Raw genomic sequence first — 20552 nt, 5'->3', positions numbered from 1 at the left:
TTGGAGGTTCCAGTATGCCCGAATTACGCCAGGACCCGGTGAGCCAGCGCTGGGTAATCATTGCCACCGAACGGGCCAAAAGGCCTTCGGACTTCAAGCCTCCTCATAAAGAAAAGAATGGCAACGCCAACTGCCCCTTTTGCCCCGGCCACGAAAAGGAAACACCGCCGGAAGTTCTGGCCTTCCGCGCCGCCAGCACGGAACCTGATACCCCTGGCTGGCAGGTGCGGGTGGTACCCAACAAATATGCCGCCCTGACGGCCAGCGGGGAGGTGGGCAGGGAAAGTAAAGGGATTTACCAGACCATGACCGGTACCGGTGTGCATGAGGTTATCATCGAGGGGCCTGATCATGATACCTTTTTCTCCGCTCTAGCTCCCGAGCATGCCGTCCAGGTTCTCAAGGCCTGGCGGCAGCGTTACCTGCAGCTGAAGCGGGACAAAAGGCTCCAATACATCCAGCTCTTTAAAAACCACGGCCCTACCGCCGGGGCTTCCCTGGAACACCCCCACAGCCAGCTCATTGCCACACCCCTGGTGCCGGCAGCCGTTAACCGGGAAATGGCCAGGCTTAAAGCTTACTGGCAGGAAAAAGAAAGCTGTCTTTTCTGCGACCTTATCGAAGCAGAGCTGGAAACAGGGGCCCGTGTCGTGGCCTTTAATAAAGAATTCCTGGCCTTCTGCCCCTTCGCCTCCCGTTTCCCGATGGAAATGTGGATCATGCCCCGGCGCCACCAGGCCAGTTTCGGCGCCTGCGAAGATGAGCAGCTGGAGCAACTGGCCGCCATCCTCCAGGACGTACTGGATCGGTTGGAAAAGGCGGCTAACGACCCGCCATTTAACCTGGTCCTGCATACAGCGCCCCTGCGCCAGGAGGACAGTATCTACCACTGGCATTTTGAACTCCTGCCCAGGCTGACCATTGTTGCCGGTTTTGAATGGGGGACGGATATGTACATTAACCCCACGCCACCGGAAATCGCCGCCCAGTCACTGAACGAAATTAAACTGGATCAGGAGAGCCAGGCTGAAGCTAACCGTAGGGTATAACGCCCCCTATAAAGTAAACTACGAAAATGATGGAAGTCTGGAGACTTAATCAGGAACTGGCCTAGCCAGTTCCTACGGGAATTCCGACTTCGTACTTCCTGCCTCTGACTTCCGAAATATAGGAGGAAGGCTAATGACCGAGCCCTTAAAGATTTTGCTGGTTTCATCCGAAGTAGCCCCCCTGGCCAAAACGGGGGGCCTGGCCGACGTGGCCGGCAGCCTCCCCAAAGCCCTGGCCGCCCGGGGCCACGAGGTCCGGGTGGCTATGCCCCGTTACCGCCAGGTCAAGAATGTCGACTACCTCACCGACCTGCCGGTGGAAATGGATGGCAGCCTGGAAACGGCCATTATCCGCCAGGCGCAGCTGGCAGGAGATCACCCCGTACCTGTTTACCTCATCGATAACTACAAGTTCTTCTGCCGGGACGGCATGTACTGCTATCCCGATGACGCAGCCCGTTTTAATTTTTTCTGCAAGGCCGTCCTGTCCATGCTGCCCTGGCTGGGATACCAGCCGGATATTATCCACTGCAATGACTGGCAGACGGGCCCCATCCCCCTTTTCCTCAAAGTCAAGCACGAGGATAACCCCTTTTACCGGCAAACGGCAACCATTTATACCATCCATAACCTCCAGTACCAGGGGACCTTCCCCCGCCACACCTTGAAGATTATGGCCCTGGGCGAGGAATTTTTTACCCCCGAGCGCCTGGAGTTTTACGGCCAGGTCAGTTTCATGAAGGCCGGGATCCTGTACGCTGATTTAATCAACACCGTCAGCAAGAAATACGCCCTGGAAATCCAGACTCCCGAATACGGGGAACGCCTGGACGGCCTGCTGAGGAAACGCGCCGCGGATCTACGGGGAATTTTGAACGGCATTGACTACCAGGAGTTCAACCCGGCCACCGACCCGCGCCTGGCCGTCAATTACGACGCCGGGCACCTGGAGAAGAAAAAGGAGAACAAAGCGGCCCTGCAAAGGGAGATGGAATTGCCGGTCAAGGATGGACCCCTCCTGGGCCTCATTTCCCGCCTGGTGAACCAGAAGGGACTGGATCTCCTGGCGGCCATTCTCGACCCCCTGCTGCAGCAGGATGTGCAGTTCGTCCTCCTGGGCAGCGGCGAGGATTATTACCAGCAGCTTTTCTCCCGTTACAAGGTCAAATACCGGGATAAAATGGCCGTCAAAATCGGCTTTGACCCGGTACTCGCCCAGCGGATTTATGCCGGCTGCGATATCTTCCTCATGCCCTCCCGCTTTGAACCCTGCGGCCTGGGCCAGATGATCAGCCTGCGCTACGGCACCGTACCGGTGGTCCGGGCTACGGGCGGCCTGGAGGATACCATCAAGGATTTTCACCAGTACCCGGGGAGCGGTAACGGCTTTTCCTTCCGCGATTACCAGCCCCAGGCCCTCCTGGATACCATTAATCGCGCCCTCCACGTTTACCGGAACGAGCCGGAGGAGTGGCGTAATCTGGTCCGGCGGGGCATGGCAGCCGACTTTTCCTGGAACGCCTCGGCCGGTCAATACGAAGATATGTACCGGGAAGCCCTCCAGAAGAGGATGGCTACCCAGGTTAAAGCGGGGTAAAAGGAACTGTTACCGGCGCTTACGTTGCGAAACGCCGGGATATATCAGTTCCGCCTGCCCGGGACCAGCCCGGGCAGGTATTTTTCCCGCACTTTTTCCCCCTCCCTGCATAAGATCATCATGGAACCCGTTTGGGGTTGCAAGGGCGTAACCCCGGTGGGCAACGGCGTCCAGAGGAAGGGTTTCAATTTAAGGGCGTTTTTAACAGCCTGCTGGGGAGGGATTTATTTATGTGTGGCATCACCGGCTGGGTGGACTGGGAGGTGGATCTAAGCCGGCAACAGCCTGTCCTGGAGGCCATGACAGCCACCCTGGCCTGCCGCGGGCCGGATGCCTCCGGGGTGTGGCTTTCCCCCCGGGCCGCCCTGGGCCATCGCCGCCTGATTGTCGTTGATCCTGCCGGCGGCGGCCAGCCCATGGTACGCCACCGCGGCAACCAGACCTTTGTCATATCCTATAACGGTGAGCTGTACAACACACCCGACCTGCACCGGGAGCTCAAAAGCCATGGTTATACCTTCCAGGGACACTCGGATACGGAAGCACTGCTGGCGGCCTATATGGAATGGGGGCCAGCCTGCGTCGAGCGTTTTAATGGTATTTTTGCCTTTGCCATCTGGGATGAGGCCAGGCAAAGCCTTTTCCTGGCCCGGGACCGCCTGGGCGTCAAACCCCTCTTTTATACGCAAAGGGGCAGTGCCTTCCTCTTTGGTTCGGAATTGAAAGCCCTGCTGGCGCACCCGGCAGTGGAAGCGGAGGTGGACGCCGAAGGGCTGGCCGAAGTTTTTGTCCTGGGACCGGCCCGCACGCCGGGACACGGGGTATTCCGCAACATAGCCGAATTGAAACCCGGCTACTACCTGATTTATGACCGCCAGGGCATCCGCCAGCACCAGTACTGGGCCCTGGTAAGCCGGCCCCACCCGGATGACCTGGAAACCACTACCGCTAAAGTCCGCCAGCTTTTGCAGGATACGGTAGAGCGGCAGCTGGTAGCCGATGTGCCCGTCTGCACCCTGCTCTCCGGGGGGCTGGATTCCAGCGCCGTTACCGCCTTTGCCGCCCGGGCCTTTCAGGAGCGGGGTCTTGGGCCCATCCATACCTGGTCGGTAGACTACGTCGACAATGACCGTTATTTCCGGCCCAGCCATTTCCAGCCCAACAGCGATGCCCCCTGGGTAGAACTCGTTTCCCGCTACCTGGGTACCAGGCACCACTACGTCTTTATCGACACCCCCGAACTGGTAACCTCTCTGACTACGGCCATGCGCGCCCGGGACCTGCCGGGAATGGCTGATGTGGACTCTTCCCTGTACCTCTTTAGCCGGGAAATTAAAAAAGAAGCCACCGTTGCCCTGTCCGGCGAGGCTGCCGACGAGGTCTTCGGCGGTTACCCGTGGTTTAGAAGTGAAAAGGCCATGGCCCTGGCTACCTTCCCCTGGACCCGGGCCGGCCACGAGAGGATCCGCCTCCTTTCTCCCGATCTTAAAGCCCTGGTCCGTCCGGAGGAATATGTGGCCAGGCGCTACCGGGAAGCCCTGGAGGAAGTACCCCGCCTGCCAGGGGAGGACCCCCGGAGCGCCCGCCTGCGAGAATTTTCCTACCTTACCCTGACCCGCTTTATGCCGGTACTCCTGGACCGCAAGGACCGCATGAGCATGGCCGTGGGGCTGGAGGTCCGGGTGCCCTACTGCGATCACCGACTGGTAGATTATGTCTGGAATATCCCCTGGGAGATGAAATTCTGGGGCCAGATGGAAAAGGGCATCTTGCGCCGGGCTTTACGCGGGGTGCTACCGGAGGAAGTCCTGCAGCGGCGCAAGAGCCCCTACCCCAAGACCTACAACCCGGCCTACCTGGAGGCCGTCCGCACCTGGCTGTTGGAGATTTTGAACGATCCCGGTTCGCCCCTGCTGCCCTTCATCGACGTGCCGGCCATCCGTGCCCTGGCGGAGAAGGAAGAGCCCTTCGACCTGCCCTGGTTCGGCCAGCTCATGAGCGCCCCCCAGCTCTTCGCTTATCTTGCCCAGGCCGACACCTGGCTGCGGGAATACCGGATAGCGGTGCGCTAGCGGAAAAAATCGAGTAGGAGGGGGCGGCTAGCCCCCGTCCTCTCACACCACCGGACATGCGGGTCCGCATCCGGCGGTTCACCAAGCTTGACGAAGACTTTGATAACGTTCGGTTAAGCTCATCAGGCCCTGGGACTGCCAGTAGGCATTACCCAGGGCTCTATTCATTGGCCCATGGGCCATTCGCCACGGCCCTTTGCGGGCGTTGGCGAAATTATGCACCACCCAATCCGGCAATCCCAATGCGCGTAGCTCGCGGTACCTGGTCCGTACTCGCTTCCACTGCTTCCAGAGGCACATGCGTAGCCTTCTCCGCATCCAGCCTTCCAAGTTCCTGAAAGTGCTGGGCGTGTCGGCCAGGGCGAAGTATCCTATCCATCCACCCAGGTAGGCGTTTAGCCGCTCTATGCGCTCTTCCATGCTTACGGGCTTATTCCGGGAAGTTATCTCCCGAATTTTCATCTTAACCCGTTCAATGGTTTGCGGCGCTAGACGGATAAGGATTTCTCCGGCTTTGGCTTTGTACATGCTAAACCCCAGGAATTTTAGTTTCCACGGCCGGTCTACCGCGCTCTTCTGCTCGTTAATCTTGAGCTTTAACCGCTCCTGCAGGAAGTTGCGGATACTGGCCATGACCCTTTCTCCCGCCCGTTTGCTTTTGACGTAGATGTTGCAGTCATCGGCGTAACGGACGAACTTGTGGCCCCTCTTTTCCAGCTCTTTGTCCAGGTCGTCCAGGAGGATGTTGGCCAAAAGCGGGCTTAAGGGTCCGCCCTGGGGCGTCCCTTCTGCCGTCTCCATGACCACTCCCTTCACCATGACGCCTGCGGTAAGATAGCGGCGGATAAGGGTAAGTACCCTCTTATCCGTTACTTTCCGGGCCACCCGGGCCATGAGTATGTCGTGGTTTACCCGGTCAAAATATTTCTCGATGTCCAGGTCCACCGCCCATTCGTATCCTTCTTCTACGTATTGTCGCGCCTTCTTTACCGCGTCATGGGCTCTCCTTCCGGGTCGGAACCCGAAACTGTTTTCTGAGAACTGCGGGTCAAAAATGGGCGTCAATACTTGCAGGAGCGCCTGCTGGATCAGGCGGTCCATTACGGTGGGTATCCCTAGCAGCCGTTTGCCTCCTCCGGGTTTCGGGATTTCGACCCGGCGCACGGGCTTCGGTCTGTAGGTTCCTGCGAGCAGTTCTTCCCGGATGCGCGGCCATTCGGTACGAATTTGGTCCCGAAGCCGTTCGGTCGGGATGCCATCTACGCCGGGCGCGCCTCCGTTCCGCTCTACACGCTTTAGAGCGGCCAGCATGTTACTCCTGGCCACCACCTGTTCCATCAGGCCGCTACCTTGGCCTCTGCGAGGTGACGTTCCGCTTTGTGCCGGAGAAGAACTCGGCCCTCCCGCGGTCCCCTGCGGCTTCACCACTTCCTCCCGTGGGCAGGCCCCTTCCGGGGTTTTCTGCTGTCTTCGTCCTTCTCGCGAACGCATCGTTTCACCTCTGACTTGATGTTCGGGCCTTCCCCTGCGGTTCATGACCCCCAGGGTACTATGCCTTCTGCTGACTCCTGCCGGTTCAGTCGTGCCTTTCGACACGGGTTACCAGCTTTCCCTGGCCTACCCGGCAGGTCTCCCCGGGTAAGAGCGTTAACCTTCACCCCGCGCCCGCCCCATCTACTCTACCGCCCCTTGGCAGCCTGGGATTTCGCTGTGTATTGCCAGCTCATCCGGACGGTCTAGCCTCGTATGGGGTTCTTGTTCATCGGGCCGTGGCTTTGCCTCCGGCTTCCTTCAGATTCCACCTCGCGATGGACACCCTTGCCTTTGGCTAACAGACTGTGCTGCCTCGCCTGCAGTGGACTTTCACCACTAAGTTAACGCCCATGCCGGGCGCACAATAAAGCCAGGGGCCCCGGGTCAATCTCCGGGGCCCCTGGCTACTATGGCCAGAACATTTATTTTTGCCTTCCAGTTTATCTATAACCTGAATCCGTGACAACCCAATAACAAAATATCTGGATATGGCTCAAAACCTCGCGAAAAATAAGGTATAATAGGCTGGATGGCAAACGAATCCATGTTCACCTGCGAGGTGCGGCCATGAAATTCATCATTGAACAGTCTGATGAACACCTTACCCCCGTTGCCGGACTGGCTCTGGTGGGGGAAATCATTGATCATACTGCTCTGAAACTCAGGCTAAATAAGACCCGGATACCTGGTGTTTCTTCTCCGGATATTTCTCACGGGGATGTTATCACCTCTTACGTGGGCCTGCTTTGCCAGGGTCGCAGTGATTTTGACCATATTGAGCTTTTTCGGGATGACCCCTTCTTCGCTGCGGCGCTGGGTATTCAGGATGTGCCTTCAAGCCCTACCCTGCGCCAGCGCCTGGATATGATAGCTCATAGTGTACCCTACCAGGAGATTATCCTCGAGGAAACGGCCAGGTTCCTTAAGAAACTTAAGGCACCGGTAACTCCTGTTACCCTGGGTTCCAGGGAACTAAAGCGCCAATATGTCCCTTTGGATATTGATGTTACTCCCTTTGATAATTCAAATTCCAAGAAAGAGGGTGTTTCCAGGACCTATAAGGGCTACGACGGTTATGCGCCTATCTTCGCCTACCTCGGTAGGGAAGGCTACTGCGTCCATACCGAACTGCGGGCCGGGAAACAGCATTGCCAAAAAGGGACGCCGGAGTTCCTGCGACAAGCTCTAACCTTTGCTCGCGCTATCACTTCGCTGCCACTTTTAGTACGGATGGATGGCGGTAATGACAGCCAGGATAATCTCCAGGTCTGTTTGGACCCGGAAATCAAAGCCGATTTTATCATTAAGCGTAACCTGCGCAAGGAAACGCCGGAGGCCTGGCTGGCCATTGCCAAGGAAAATGGTACCGCCACCCTAGAACGGGAGGGAAAAACCGTCTATCGGGGGCACCAGATGGTGAAAATCGAGGGTGCTGACACCCCTGTCCGTCTGGTGTATAAGGTCACCGAGCGGACGATATTACGAAACGGCCAGCTTCTCCTGGTCCCGGAAATTGAGGTCGAAACCTACTGGACCACTTTACCCGACCCGGTGGAGGATATCATTACCCTCTACCACGACCACGGCACCAGTGAGCAATTCCACAGTGAAATCAAAAACGATTTAGACCTGGAACGGCTGCCCAGCGGCAAGTTTGCCACCAATGACCTGGTGCTACACCTGGGTGTTTTCGCCTACAACATTCTAAGGCTTCTGGGGCAGTTTAGCCTCCCGCTAAAGGAGGTACCGCTGCGCAATAAGAAAGCTCAACGCCGGCGGCTGCGTACCGTTATACAAAACCTGATTACCATAGCGTCCCGGCTGGTTCACCACGCCCGGCAGGTCAAATTACGATTTGGGCAGCACAGCCCGTGGTATCCAGCTTTCCGGTACCTATATAAAGCGTTGGCTTAATACAGAACTTCTAGCTCCAGTTAGCTGTATAAGCAGGCTCCAAGCCTCTTAGGACGAGAGGTCTACTTTGTTATTCCCTTATCCAGGGGACCCAAGGTAAGAGTAAATAGCCTTCGTCCACATAATCAACTTTAGACCCAATTCAATGTATCAGCAGATGTTAAATATAACTGTTAATACCATTTACTGTTAGTGCGAGTTCTACCCAGTTGTTATTATCACGGATTCAGGATATTTAGTAGAAGATATTCAAAGTGGTTGTTTGTTAGATAAGCCCCTGTTAATTATGGCAGGCCCCCTGGCGGGTACTCCCATCCCGGGTAGTGCCCCAGCAGTAGTGCTCGTAGCTTCTGAAAACGGCTTACATTGTGACCTGGTATATGGTCACGTAGCCGCATGATAAAACTGGCGGGTTATGATGGTTTAGTACTTACAGGTGAGGCTGCTTTTCCAGTCTGGGTAGCCGTGTCCGGCCGGCTAGTTGATATCAAAGAAATTCCCGGATTAAAGTTAAATACGGCGTTAGAAGTGGAAGCAAAAATAAGGGAGATTAAACCCGAGGTCCTTACTGTTCTAGCTGGAGGAGATAATGATGATAGCAACAAAGAATTTTTACAAAGGGACCTGGCTGAGCAAATGCGGTTAAAGAGAGTAAAAGCATTATCTATAATTGGCGATAGTTATTTTGAGATTGAAGGGTCCATGAAAGATTTCTTGCCAGGTGTTAGCGCTTATGCTGCTAGCTGCTTAAAGGAACATCAGGGGGAAGGAACAGTTCAAATGGCTATGTTAAAATGAATTAGGCAGTAAAAATATTGAGATTGCGCAGATTGGCCCCGCTAGGGAAAACCTGGTGCGTTTTGCCTGTATACTTAATCGATGCAGCCGCGCCAATGGTCGTACTGGTTTGGGGGCGGTTATGGGTTCTAAAAATCTGAAGGCCGTTGTGGTACGTAAGGCTAAACCAAGAGTGCCAGTAGACCCCCAAGGCTTTCGCTCTCTAACCCGGGGGATTACCAAAAGGTTAGCTGCCAACAGTACCGTGAGTTCTTTGGGGCAGTATGGTACTGACGGGGATTTAATCGGTAATCATGAAGCGGGCTTTCTACCTACCAGGAATTTTACTTCCGGTTGGTTTCCAGAAGGAGCTGAAAACTTAAGTGGGGCGACTATGGCCGCAACTATTCTTAAAAAAAGGGATACTTGTTACGCGTGTGCCATAAGATGCAAGCGTGTCGTATCCATACCGGGTAAAGTTGATAGCCGTTACGGCGGTCCGGAATACGAAACTTGTGCTGCCATGGGTTCCTATTGCGGTGTTACCAGCCTGGAGCCAGTTGCCATAGCCAATCAACTCTGTAATATGTACGGGCTTGATACTATATCTTGCGGGGCAACCATTGCTTTTGCCATGGAATGTTATGAAAAGGGGATGCTCACCAAAGCGGATACCGGAGGCCTTGACTTGAGTTTTGGTAATGCCGAAGCAGTAACTGGACTAGTTACCATGATTGCTACCAGGGAAGGCCTTGGCTATTTGCTGGCTGAAGGTAGTTTCAGGGCCGCGCAAAGAATTGGTAAAGGGGCGGCTGATTTGGTAATGGCAGTAAAAGGGTCAGAAATTCCAGCCCATATGCCTCAATTTAAACCGGCAGTCGGCATAATTTATGCAGTTAATCCCTTCGGGGCTGATCATCAATCGAGTGAACATGATCCGGTATTAACTTTACCTCCGGATAGCGTTGAAGCCCAACGTTTAGCTCAAATCGGGGCCTGGCAGAGTTATGATAATTCCTGGGACTTAGATGCTGAAAAAGTACGTTTTGCTTTTCTAACTCAATGTTTTTATTCAATTACAGATATACTTTGCCTCTACCAGTTTGCCTGGGGACCTTCCTGGCAGCTATATGGCCCAGAAGACTTACTTACGCTTTGCCGTAGCGGGCTTGGCTGGGAAACTTCCTTAACTGAATTAATGCAAACCGGCGAAAGACGTTTGAACATGATGAGGTACTTTAATGCCCGGGAAGGTTTTGGCAAGGAACAAGATGGACTGCCGCAACGTTTCTTTGCACCAATGCCGGATGGCCCCTCCATGGGAATAAGTATCAATAAGGAAAAGTTCAAAGAAGCTCTGGATCAGTACTATCGTCTGGCTGGGTGGGACCCAGTCAGCGGTAACCTGACGGCAGCAAAATTACAAGAGTTGTCCCTGGGCTGGCTGTTACCAGAGGGGAGGCAAGCATGGAAATAATTGTTAACAATAAAGTATATAATGTAAAACCGGGTTCCACGGTTATGGATATATTAAAGGAAATAGGATTACCGGGGCAAGTAGCTGTGTGGGTCAATGAACATAAACTTTTGCAGCAAGAGTATCAAATATATACCTTGCAGCCTGGTGACAGGCTCAAAATTATCAAACCTTTGGTGGGTGGGTGATAATTATCTTTTCCCGCCGGCTAGTCCAGCGGTATAAGATTAGCTGAGGTTGCCAAAATAAAAAGGTAAAAAATTAATTAAGGTGGCTGCTGATGCGGATCTTAATGCTCTCCTGGGAATATCCCCCCCAGAGTGTCGGCGGCCTGGCCCGGCATGTGGAGGACCTGGCCCTTTCCCTGGCGCGTCTACGCCATGATGTCCATGTGCTGACCATGGGCCGGCCCGGCCAGGCTGCAGAAAGCCGGGAAAACGGGGTAATTGTCCACCGGGTGGAAGCCTACCCCGTTCATGCCCCCGATTTTCTCACCTGGGTGCTGCAACTCAATGCCCGGTTCCTGGAAGAAGCCATGATCCTCATGCGTAAATATGGCCCCTTCCAGATTATCCATGCCCATGACTGGCTGGTAGCCTTTACCGGCCGGGCTTTAAAACATGCCTATCGCTTGCCCCTGGTTGCCACCATGCATGCTACCGAAGCCGGCCGCAATCGGGGCTTATATAATGACATGCAGCGCTACATTAACAGTGTGGAATGGTGGCTGACCTATGAGGCCTGGCGGGTAATCGTTTGTAGCCAGCATATGCGCCAGGAGGTCCAGGGGTTATTCCAGCTGCCGGCCGATAAAATTACCATTATCCCCAACGGGGTTTACAGCCAGAAATTCCGGGCCGTGGCCGTTGATCCAATGGTGCGGCAGCGTTACGCCGCGCCCCACGAAAAGATTATCTTCTTCGTCGGCCGCCTGGTAATCGAAAAGGGGGTCCAGGTCCTCCTGGAGGCCATGCCCCGCATCTTAACCGCCTGCCCGGAGGCCAAGCTGGTGGTGGCCGGCCAGGGACCCATGGAAGGCCAGCTCCAGAACCGGGCCCGGGAGCTGGGCATTAGCCACAAGGTCTATTTTGCCGGCTATATTGACGATCATACCCGCAACCAGCTCTACCGCGCCGCCCGGGTGGCCGTTTTCCCCAGCCTGTACGAGCCCTTTGGTATTGTGGCCCTGGAGGCCATGGCGGCCGGGACGCCGGTGGTGGCCAGCGAGACGGGCGGCCTGGCGGAGATCATCACCCATGGCGTTGACGGTATGCGCGCCTTGCCGGGTAATGCCGGTTCCCTGGCCGATAATATCCTGGCCGTATTACGGGATGAAGCCCTGGCGGAAAGGTTACGGGCCAACGGCCGCCGCCTGGTAACGGAAGTTTACGACTGGGACAGTATTGCCCGGCGGACGGCTGATGTCTACCAGGAGGTTTACAGCCAGTACCGGCGCACCTCCTGGCCGGAGCGGCCTTCAGTGGTAGCCCGCCTCTGGCGCTTTACGCCTTCTACGGCTGGAGACCCGCCCCGGGAGCAGCCCTTACCCCTGGCAGGCCGCTATGACCTGCCCCAGCGCCGGGCCGCCCTGGTAAACCAGCACCGCGGTAGAGGGGAAGGGTAGAAGCGCTTTTTAATAGGACAAAAGGCGGCTAAATTTTTAGGGATAAAAATACTTAAGCATAAAATTGGGGTAGCTATATAGCTACCCCGGGCTAATTTTAGGAGTTTTAGTATTGGTTAAGCTCCCCCTAATTCAGCCTGGCCAGGGTGGCCAGCAGGGAAACGATCACTCCGCCTAAACCGATAATGATGCCTATAGCCCACCGCTGCAGGCCCTGGATTTCCCGGCCCAGGGTTTTATCCTCTTGCTGCAAAATTTTGAAACCCTCCTGCATCTCCTGACGTAAGGCGAAATCGGCCTGCTGCAAGACTCTGAAACCCTCCTGCATCTCCTGACGTAAGGCGATATCAGCCTGCTGCAAGACTTTGAAACCCTCCTGCATTTCCTGACGTAAGGCGATATCAGCCTGCTGCAAGACTTTGAAACCCTCCTGCATTTCCTGGTGCAGGGTCGCGTAGTGCTTCTGCATTTCCTGGCGCAGGGAAGAGTCGTTTTGCTGCATCTCCTGGCGCAAGGCATTTACCTGGGTATCGATCTTGTTATCCAGCTTGTCGATCCTTGCTTCAATCCTGTCCAAACGAGCTTCAAAACGAGCATCTATGTTATTAAGCTGCTGGATTATATAGCCAAAAGGATCAAAACCCCTGTAGAAACCATGCTCATCGCTACCGGCAGCTATTTCTTTTCTTGCTTCTTCGGGCATGCGTAATCTCCTCCCCCTGGCTAAATAATACCATTATTTTCTTTGGCGGGCAATATATAAGGCAAACTTTAGCCAGCGAATAAAACGAAAAAATTACTGAAAAGTACGTTGTTTTCCCGAGGAAAAGCCCCTCCCCTAAAGAATTTCTATAAACACAGATAGGACGTGATAGTTTGCAAAGGGGGTGAAAGATATTATCATTCAGTGTTCAGGGTAAAGAAATATAACTGTTCCAGGTACAGGAAGGGTAAAAAAGGACAGGCAGGGGAGCCCTCCTTTGGGAACTTTTTCCCCGGTCAGCCCGTCTATATGATTGTGGGGAATGATTATCCGGAAGCCGGGGAAGGAGAGTGGGCGATATGCCTGAGGGACTTTAACCTCATACTTCTCACTTCGCATATCTTATTTACGAAGGAGGAAGAGCATGGTGGCGAAAATCTGGCAACGTTTTCTGGCCTGGGGCCTGGTGGTCCTGTTACTGGTATCCCTCTTTGCCGGTTTAGCCGTGGCGGAGGATAAGCCGGTTGTTACCCTGGAGCAGGCCATCCGGACGGTCAAAGACAACTTTGAAATTTCTAAAGAGTATTCGCGCTTTACTTCCAGTTTTAACAGCTACGACGGCCGCCAGACCTGGTCCCTGCACTGGAACGAGCCCGCGGAACCGGGCGGCAGTTTTAACGCCGATGTTGACGCCAGCACCGGCGAAATCATTAACATGAACACCTGGAAGCCCGAGAAAAGGCCCGAACCGGGCCTGCGGCTGCCGGCTATTTCTGCCGCTGAAGCCCGCAAGGTGGCAGAGAAACTGTTAAACCAGCTGGCCGCCAGGTATTTGCCGGAATTGCAACTGCTACCTGACAATAACAGGCTGTTGCCTATAAATAATTACGGGCCGGTTACTTATACCTTCCGCTGGCAGCGGGTAGTCAATGGTATTCCCTTCCCAGGTAATGACGTGACGATAACCGTCCGTGGCGATGACGGCCAGGTAACGAACTATAACCTCAACTGGACGAAAGCCGATTTTCCTGCGGCCACAGGAGCCATTTCTCCGGAAAGGGCGCGGCAGGTATTTGCCGGCACCGGCATGCTGGAACTGCAGTATTACCTGCAGCCCCCTTACAGGCCCCTGGCCGCCGGGGAGAAACGCCCGGTGTTGCTGGTTTACCGGCTCAGCCATCCCTCCCGGGGGTTGATCGATGCCCTGAGCGGTGCACCCCTTGATCTGGGCAACGGCGGGTGGTTTGATAAAGGCGGTGCCGGCGGGATGGGATACGCCGGGGAGATGGCCCGTAAAGCCGCATTTTCCCAGGGTGACGTCCAGCCCAAACCCTTAAGCCCTGAAGAAATGAAGGAAATCGAAAAAACGGCCAAACTTATCAGCCGGGAAGAAGCCATCGCCGCTATAAAGAAGTGGGTGGATATCCCGGCCGGCTTGACCCTGCGCGGGGCCAACCTCTACGCCGACTGGCAGGACCCGGAAATCCGCAGCTGGAATCTGAACTGGAGCAGCGATAAACCCGAGCCGGGAAAACCCGGTTATATGAGCGCCAGGGTCAATGCCAGCAATGGTGAACTGCTGGGCTTTGACCTGTCCTCTGCCCCCTCCGGGAGTGACAGGGGCGGTAAACTGGACCGCAAAGCAGCGCAGCGCCTGGCCGAGGACTTCCTGCAGAAGGTGCAACCGCAGCGTTTCAAGGAAGTACAGCTGGATGAAAACTACCGGCCCGGCTGGGAGCCGGTAATCATGGAGGATGGCCAGAACCCGGCTGTCCAGTACTTCTACTACCGCCGCCTGGTCAACGGCATCCCTTTCCCCGGCAACGGCATCAACGTAACAGTGGACGCGGTGGCAGGGCGCATCACCAGCTACAACCTTAACTGGGGCAATTTTGCTTTTCCGGTAGCCACAAATATCCTCGATGGGCAGCAAGCCGTCGAAGCCTTCCTGAAAAAACGCCCCCTGACCATGAGCTATACCCAAATCTACAGCCCGGGCGGTCCGGGTCAGGGTGAATTACGCCTTGTGTACCAGCCCCTGGGTGACCCCGGCTATACCACCTCGGACATGCTGGATGCCAGGACCGGCCAGTTCCTGGACTGGGAGGGTAAACCCGTGGCGCAACAGCCGCGGCCCTATCGCTTTAACGATATTGCCGGCAATTTTGCCGAAAAAGAAATCAACCTCCTGGGCCAGGCCGGGATCTTCGGTGAATACGGCGAAGCCTTTCACCCCGACGAGAATGTTACCGTAGTTTCCCTGCTGCGGGCCATGCTCATGGCCAGGAACGGCGTCTGGGGTTATAAAGACCTGAAGGATGAGGAGATCCTGAAGCGGGCCAGGGAGGAGAAGTGGCTGCAGGAAGACCTGCAGGCCGGGGCTACCGTCAGCCGGGAAACCCTGGCGAAGTTCATGATTCGCTTCCTCAACCTGGAGCGCGCCGCCCTGGCGGAGGGGATCTACAAAGTGCCCTACAGTGATGCCGGCTCCCTATCCCCCGGTTCCCTCGGCTATGTGGCCTTGACGTGGGGTTTAGGTATCCTGAAGGGCAATGGCTTTACCTTCGAACCGAACCATATTGTGACCCGCGCCGAAGCCGCTGCCGCCCTGATCCGGGCTCTGGAAGTAAAACCGTAAATGGCTATTCTTTTCCGAACGGGTAATCCGGCTGACAATCGGGGCAGGGCAGGATGCGGCGCAGCCAGCGCCGGAGGGAAACCTGCCCTGCCCCGCCTTTTTTACCGTCCCATCCCTGGGAAGAGTTCCAGCAGGCCGGAGGCGCCCATCTGGACGGCTATGATCGCCAGCAGGAGGCCCATAATGTGGCTGATGGCGTTCACTATTGGTAAATTTGTTTCATTCGGCAGTGAAGGGTAACGCTGAGAAGCAGGAAAAAATCTTATTTTCGTGGTAGGAAGTTGGAGCAGGACGTAGAATAAGGTAAACTGTAGCCGAGAAAACTGCGGGAAGGGATTGAAGTGGCAGCTTCCATTGAACCCTTGTATAACAAACGCTACCAGTGCCTTTTCTGCGGCCAGGAATTTACCAATAAAAAGCTGCGCCTGAGTCAGGTGCGCCAGGTGAAACGCGATAGCGATTTGTGTGCCTATTTTGAAGGCGAAAACCCCTATTTTTACGAAGTGGCTGTTTGCCCCCACTGCGGTTATGCTTTTACCTCCAGCTTTGGCCCTGTCAAAAAAGAACGCCGGGAACTGATAATAAAAGAGTATATCCAAAAAATTACCCGTAAGGATTATACCGGTCCCCGTAATTTAAATGATGCCTTAAATGTACATAAGTTGGGTTTATTATGCGGCAACTTGAATCAAGAGAAAAGTTCGGTGCTGGCCGGCTTATGCTTACATATTGCCTGGTTTTACCGCTACAGCCAGGAAGAAGAACCGGAGAAAAAGTACCTCCGTTATGCCTGCGACCTCTACCAGGAAGCCTACCAGAAGGAAAGTGGGACTGCCGGAGGAGGGAGCCCCAACCTGATTATTTACTTAATCGGGGAATTAGAGGGACGTTTAGGCAATTATCAAACCGCCACCCAGTGGCTGGCACGCCTGCTGCAGGTACGCCATTTAGAACCTTACCTGCGCGACTTGCTGCGCGATCGTTGGGAAGTTTACCGCGAACATCTGAAAGAAGGGCCACCGCCCGCCAGCCTGGCGGAAGGGCAGTAGCCATGGCATGAGGGAATTCCCAGCGGGTCTTCAGGATTAAAGGCCCGCCGGGAATTTTTTGTGGGGGGAAGGGGCAAAATGCTTAAAGAGAAACGTGCTTGTTAAATGCGTCTACAAGTTCCACACCAGAAGAAAAAGCTTCAGCCATCACGGCATGGCTTGTAGTGACAGGAGTCCACGTGGTAAAAGGGACCAAAATTTTACGCCAAAAGACAGCATTTATATCATTAAAACAATGGCCGGCTACTTTAATATGGCTATCGAAAACTTCTGGTCCCATGCTACCACTTACAGCTACAAGGATTCCTAACTTTCGTTCAGGAATTATACTATAAAATTCCATTTTGTTTTTCCCGTCGGTTACTATTTTGCAGAAAGGGTAACAGCGGTCAACAAATTGTTTAAACTGTCCAGTAATATCGCCATAATAGGTAGGGGTTCCTAACACAATGGCATTACTTTCTCGTATGGCCCGGTGTAGTAAAGGCACATCATCGTCTACTATTTTGCAAACATTCTTTTCTTCACAATACCGGCAGCCCAGGCAAGGTTTAATATTGTAATCATAGAGATAAAAAATTTCCGTTGTAGCCCCCTTGCTTTGGGCGCCGGTGAGAATTTGTTTTACTACTCTCGCTGTATTGCCATTTTTATGTGGGCTACCGACAAAAGCAGCAATTTTCATTTTGATTCCCCCGTGTTTAAATAATCCCTGGCAATTGAGCTAATTGCGGGTAAACGGGTGCAAGCTTTTTATTGAGGATCTGATAAAGGCCAAAGTAGTATTCGTAAAACTGGTGAGCAGTTGGATTAACAGTTGTAACTTCTTCAACCTGTAGCCATTCATTTTTAATGCCCTCAAAGTTCGGGAAATAACCCAGGGCATAACCAGCAAAGTAAGCATTACCCAAGGCAGCGTCACCCTTGGCAGTATACTCCAAAGGTAGTCCAAGAATATCAGTAACTATCTGGCGCCAAAGTTGGCTGCGGGCACCACCACCGGTGGCTACCACCCGCTTTAAAGGGATTTTTGTTTGTTCATAACTATCCCGCAGGGCATAACCAAAAGCCTCCATTAAGGCCCGGTAAAGGTGGGCGCCAGTATGGGCGGTAGTCAAACCCAAGATTATACCCCGCGCCTGGGGATTAACAACTGGCGTTCGCTCACCCATAAAATGGGGCAAAATAATTAGTCCTTCCGAGCCAGGAGATATTTTTTGTGCCATTTTTTCCAAGTCAGCATAATCCGGTGGTGTTGACGTAAGCATCACCTGCTCCCGGAACCACCTTGTAAGCTCACCACCAGTGAGGATGTTGGCGAGAAACTTTACTTGACCACTGCTGATAGCCGGGCCGGAGGCTATTTGATCAAGGTTAGTCAGGCAAATCAGCATGGTACCCGCAGTACCAAAGTATATCATGGCCTCGCCAGGATGAATAACGCCGGCTCCAAGTAGAGACATAAACGAATCACCATTACCAGCTACCACAGGTATTCCCGGGCTTAGGCCTGTGATCCTGGCAGCCTCTGGAGTTACCCGGCCAACGATATCAGTAGGGCGATAAACAGGAGGTAGCATGGCAGGATCTAGACCCATAGCAGCCACCAGATCAGTACGCCATTGGCAGCGGCGGTGGTCGAAAATACCACCAAAAATATTGGCTGTATCACAATCAGTACTAAATTTACCTGTTAATTTGTACACGAGATAGGAATGGGCATTTAAAACAACCCTGGTCTGCCGGTAATGTTCAGGTTCATGGCGCTTAAACCAGAGTAATTTCGGGGTCACCTCAGCTGTTCCCAGGGATAAATTAAAGAGACGGTTTATTTCCTGGCTTTCTTTTACCGCCCGATTATCACGGTATAGAATGGCCGGACGAACCGGCCGGCCATCAGCCCCGAGGGGACAAAGGTTAGGTACTAGCCCGCTAAAAGAGATACCAGCAATATCTTGGGGATTAACTTGAACTTCTTGCAGGCAGTGATGCACGATAGTAAGGAAATCTCCCCACCAGTGGGTCTCCGGGTCGTGTTCCGCCCAGCCAGGTTGAGGTTGGAGCAAAGTATGCCTGGTGGTGTAGCTGGATATGATGCGGCCCTTTAAATCAACCAGCACGCCCTTGGAACCGCTAGTACCGGTGTCAATACCCAGGAAATAACTGGCGCCCATGGGTACATACCTCCCTAGTTGTCCATACGGAGTACAACCCGGTACAGCCCTCCGGCAAGAGCTAATTGAAAACCGGCCTGGACCTCAGAAAAAGGTAAAACTTTGCTCACCAGCTCATCAACCTTGATAGTTCCAGAGGCCAATAGGGCCACTGCTTCCCGGAAACTTTCCTTATCATGGCGTGAACTGCCAAGGAGACGGTATTCGCGGTAATGAAGGTCATTGGCATCAATGGTTACAACACCGGAAGGGTGCATGGAACCGTAAAGCATAATCCGTCCACCGGGAGCTACCGTTTGCACTGCTTGTTGGAAGGCAGCCTGTCCTCCGGCTGTAAAAATGACTATTTCGGCTCCGTGGGAATTGATATGCTGGCGGATAAATTGTGCCGGGTTTTCTTCCAGGGGGTTAAGGGCATAATCAGCACCAGCCTTTAAAGCGGCTTCGCGCCTGGAAACATCTGGTTCAGATATAATGACAGTGGCCCCCCGCAGTTTGCATAATTTTGTGTGGATTATTCCCATAATACCGGCACCCTGGATTACAACTGTATCGCCAAAGGCAACATCCAACTGTCGTAAACTGCGGACACAGCAGGCAACCGGCTCAGCAAGGGAGGCTTGGGTAAAGTCGAGGTCCGTTGGTATTTTATAGCATTCATAGCTCCGCACCAGCAAATATTCGCTAAAACCGCGCGGACCTTTAGGTTGGCCGGGCAGGGGAGTCTCGGCGTAAAGGCACAAATTATCCAAACCCCGCCGGCAAAAATAACATTCACCGCAACGGGTAAGCCTGGCAATGGCGACATGATCGCCTACTTGAAGATTGTTACGTAAGCTTGGACCTAGTTTGTCGACGAGGCCAGCAATTTCGTGCCCTCCCCAGAAGGGATAGGAGTCAGGTTTGCCATTTTGGTAAATTCGTTGCTCCCAGGTACAGATACCGACGGCCTGGACGCGAATTAAAACTTCATCTTGACCTGGTTCCGGTAAGGGTACATCCCAAAATTCAATAGTTTTTGCAGCCGTCATCACGGCAGCTTTATAAGTTAATGCCATGCTAATACTTTCCTCCCGGGAGTTAGATTATTTATGCAAAAAAGTCATTGCTGTAACTACATCGGTATTCTCATGTACCAGGGCATTTAAAACCTTGACAATCCTGCTGGGTTCAGGATGGCCCCAGATATTGCGGCCAATGGCCACGCCTTTAGCGCCAGCCTGGAGAGCTTCGGCAATGTTAGTGAAGAAAACCTCCAGATTATTTGTCTTAACTCCGCCTAAAACTACGATGGGGATATAGCAGCCTGCGGTTACAGCTTCAAAACCGGGGCGATAGGGTATTTTGACCATATCGGCACCCCACTCAGCAGCAATTCGCGCTGCTAGCTTTAAATTATCAATGGTCATCAACTCGGGTGGCCCATTGAAACCTCCGGGGTACATTTCAGCAATTAGCGGCATACCGTAGCGTTCGCATTCCCGGGCCACCCGGGCCAGATTATGCAAGGTTTTACGTTCAACATCTTTACCGGGACCTGCTGACAGGATGACTGCATCAGCACCAAGGCGGACAGCTTCCTCCACTTCAACAAAAAGTTCGCAATCGTAAACTCCAGTTACCAGATCGGTGGCCGGAAAATCTAACCGTATTATAAGACCAGTAGGACCAAGGGCGGTTTCGAAGTTTTTTGCCACCCCCACGGTGGTCAAAATGGCGTCAGCACCGCCAGCAATGACCTTAGCCAGGGTAGCCCCAGGATCGATAATACCTGGTATGGGACCAGAAGTCCCCCCATGATCCATAGCGACAATAACAGTACGCCCATCAGGACGCAAGATGTGTTGTAAGCGCTTATACTTACCCATAATCCAACCCCCTAAAAATAATGTAAGCGTTTACATTATATATTTCTACGCAACTGGATGAAATCCTGCCGGTGGAT

Annotated in this window: 17 protein-coding genes and 1 pseudogene; 12 read left to right on the top strand and 6 right to left on the bottom strand. The window is 53.7% G+C overall.

What is annotated here, in order from left to right; genetic code table 11:
• Positions 1–14 precede the first annotated feature (14 nt).
• The 3 genes from galT to asnB all read left to right on the top strand — a co-directional run bounded on the left by galT (position 15) and on the right by asnB (position 4718).
• Entirely contained in the window at positions 15–1049 is a 1035-nt protein-coding gene (galT, locus tag MGLY_RS02225) for a galactose-1-phosphate uridylyltransferase (protein ID WP_156271545.1), read from the top strand.
• Positions 1050–1182: 133 nt separating this feature from the next.
• Positions 1183–2646, top strand: a complete 1464-nt coding sequence (gene glgA / locus MGLY_RS02220) for a glycogen synthase GlgA (RefSeq protein WP_156271544.1) — start codon at positions 1183–1185, stop codon at positions 2644–2646.
• Positions 2647–2876: 230 nt separating this feature from the next.
• A complete protein-coding gene (asnB, locus tag MGLY_RS02215; protein WP_156271543.1) occupies positions 2877–4718 on the top strand; it encodes an asparagine synthase (glutamine-hydrolyzing) in 1842 nt (613 codons plus the stop codon).
• A gap of 78 nt (positions 4719–4796) precedes the next feature.
• Here the strand turns inward: asnB and ltrA are convergent, their stop codons facing one another.
• Entirely contained in the window at positions 4797–6209 is a 1413-nt protein-coding gene (ltrA, locus tag MGLY_RS02210) for a group II intron reverse transcriptase/maturase (RefSeq protein ID WP_156271542.1), read from the bottom strand.
• A 609-nt stretch (positions 6210–6818) separates the two neighbouring features.
• Here ltrA and MGLY_RS02205 point away from each other — a divergent pair.
• The 6 genes and pseudogenes from MGLY_RS02205 (at position 6819) to MGLY_RS02185 (ending at position 12043) form a co-directional block, all read left to right on the top strand.
• Positions 6819–8165: an IS1380 family transposase gene (locus MGLY_RS02205; protein ID WP_156271486.1), complete on the top strand. Its 1347-nt coding sequence runs from the start codon at positions 6819–6821 to the stop codon at positions 8163–8165.
• 396 nt (positions 8166–8561) lie between these two features.
• Entirely contained in the window at positions 8562–8963 is a 402-nt protein-coding gene (locus MGLY_RS02200) for a hypothetical protein (protein WP_156271541.1), read from the top strand.
• A 13-nt stretch (positions 8964–8976) separates the two neighbouring features.
• Positions 8977–9108, top strand: a pseudogene (locus MGLY_RS18965) (aldehyde ferredoxin oxidoreductase N-terminal domain-containing protein); the annotation flags it as partial.
• A complete protein-coding gene (locus MGLY_RS02195) occupies positions 9085–10419 on the top strand; it encodes an aldehyde ferredoxin oxidoreductase C-terminal domain-containing protein (RefSeq protein ID WP_489676589.1) in 1335 nt (444 codons plus the stop codon). The pseudogene MGLY_RS18965 and the gene MGLY_RS02195, both read left to right, overlap by 24 nt.
• Positions 10410–10607 (top strand): sulfur carrier protein ThiS, encoded by a 198-nt coding sequence (thiS, locus tag MGLY_RS02190; RefSeq protein ID WP_156271539.1) that lies wholly within the window; start codon positions 10410–10412, stop codon positions 10605–10607. Before MGLY_RS02195 ends, thiS begins: the two co-directional genes overlap by 10 nt.
• Before the next feature lie 92 nt (positions 10608–10699).
• Positions 10700–12043 carry a glycosyltransferase family 4 protein gene (locus MGLY_RS02185; RefSeq protein WP_156271538.1) on the top strand — a complete coding sequence of 448 codons (1344 nt, stop codon included), beginning with the start codon at positions 10700–10702 and terminating at the stop codon, positions 12041–12043.
• A gap of 127 nt (positions 12044–12170) precedes the next feature.
• Here the strand turns inward: MGLY_RS02185 and MGLY_RS02180 are convergent, their stop codons facing one another.
• Positions 12171–12746, bottom strand: coding sequence for a hypothetical protein (locus MGLY_RS02180; RefSeq protein WP_156271537.1), 576 nt, complete (start codon positions 12744–12746; stop codon positions 12171–12173).
• A gap of 424 nt (positions 12747–13170) precedes the next feature.
• Here MGLY_RS02180 and MGLY_RS02175 point away from each other — a divergent pair, with 424 nt between their 5' ends.
• The 3 genes from MGLY_RS02175 (at position 13171) to MGLY_RS02170 (ending at position 16433) form a co-directional block, all read left to right on the top strand.
• Positions 13171–15384: a YcdB/YcdC domain-containing protein gene (locus MGLY_RS02175; RefSeq protein ID WP_156271536.1), complete on the top strand. Its 2214-nt coding sequence runs from the start codon at positions 13171–13173 to the stop codon at positions 15382–15384.
• A 53-nt stretch (positions 15385–15437) separates the two neighbouring features.
• Positions 15438–15596 (top strand): hypothetical protein, encoded by a 159-nt coding sequence (locus MGLY_RS17750; protein WP_170290888.1) that lies wholly within the window; start codon positions 15438–15440, stop codon positions 15594–15596.
• Between the two features lie 129 nt (positions 15597–15725).
• Positions 15726–16433 (top strand): DUF2225 domain-containing protein, encoded by a 708-nt coding sequence (locus MGLY_RS02170; RefSeq protein WP_156271535.1) that lies wholly within the window; start codon positions 15726–15728, stop codon positions 16431–16433.
• Positions 16434–16515: 82 nt separating this feature from the next.
• Here the strand turns inward: MGLY_RS02170 and MGLY_RS02165 are convergent, their stop codons facing one another.
• The 4 genes from MGLY_RS02165 to MGLY_RS02150 are packed head-to-tail and all read right to left on the bottom strand — an operon-like array spanning position 16516 to position 20475.
• Positions 16516–17118 (bottom strand): flavodoxin family protein, encoded by a 603-nt coding sequence (locus tag MGLY_RS02165; RefSeq protein ID WP_156271534.1) that lies wholly within the window; start codon positions 17116–17118, stop codon positions 16516–16518.
• A gap of 16 nt (positions 17119–17134) precedes the next feature.
• The gene (locus MGLY_RS02160) at positions 17135–18607 is read right to left on the bottom strand and encodes an FGGY-family carbohydrate kinase (RefSeq protein ID WP_156271533.1); all 1473 of its coding nucleotides are present in this window, start codon (positions 18605–18607) and stop codon (positions 17135–17137) included.
• A gap of 14 nt (positions 18608–18621) precedes the next feature.
• Entirely contained in the window at positions 18622–19665 is a 1044-nt protein-coding gene (locus MGLY_RS02155) for a zinc-dependent alcohol dehydrogenase (protein ID WP_156271532.1), read from the bottom strand.
• A gap of 27 nt (positions 19666–19692) precedes the next feature.
• Positions 19693–20475, bottom strand: coding sequence for a class I fructose-bisphosphate aldolase (locus tag MGLY_RS02150; protein WP_156271531.1), 783 nt, complete (start codon positions 20473–20475; stop codon positions 19693–19695).
• Between the last annotated feature and the right edge of the window lie 77 nt (positions 20476–20552).

This window comes from Moorella glycerini, assembly GCF_009735625.1.
Lineage (GTDB): Bacteria > Bacillota > DSM-521 > Neomoorellales > Neomoorellaceae > Neomoorella > Neomoorella glycerini.
Note: the sequence above shows the minus strand (reverse complement) of the source record. Positions and strands in the feature narration are given on the sequence as shown.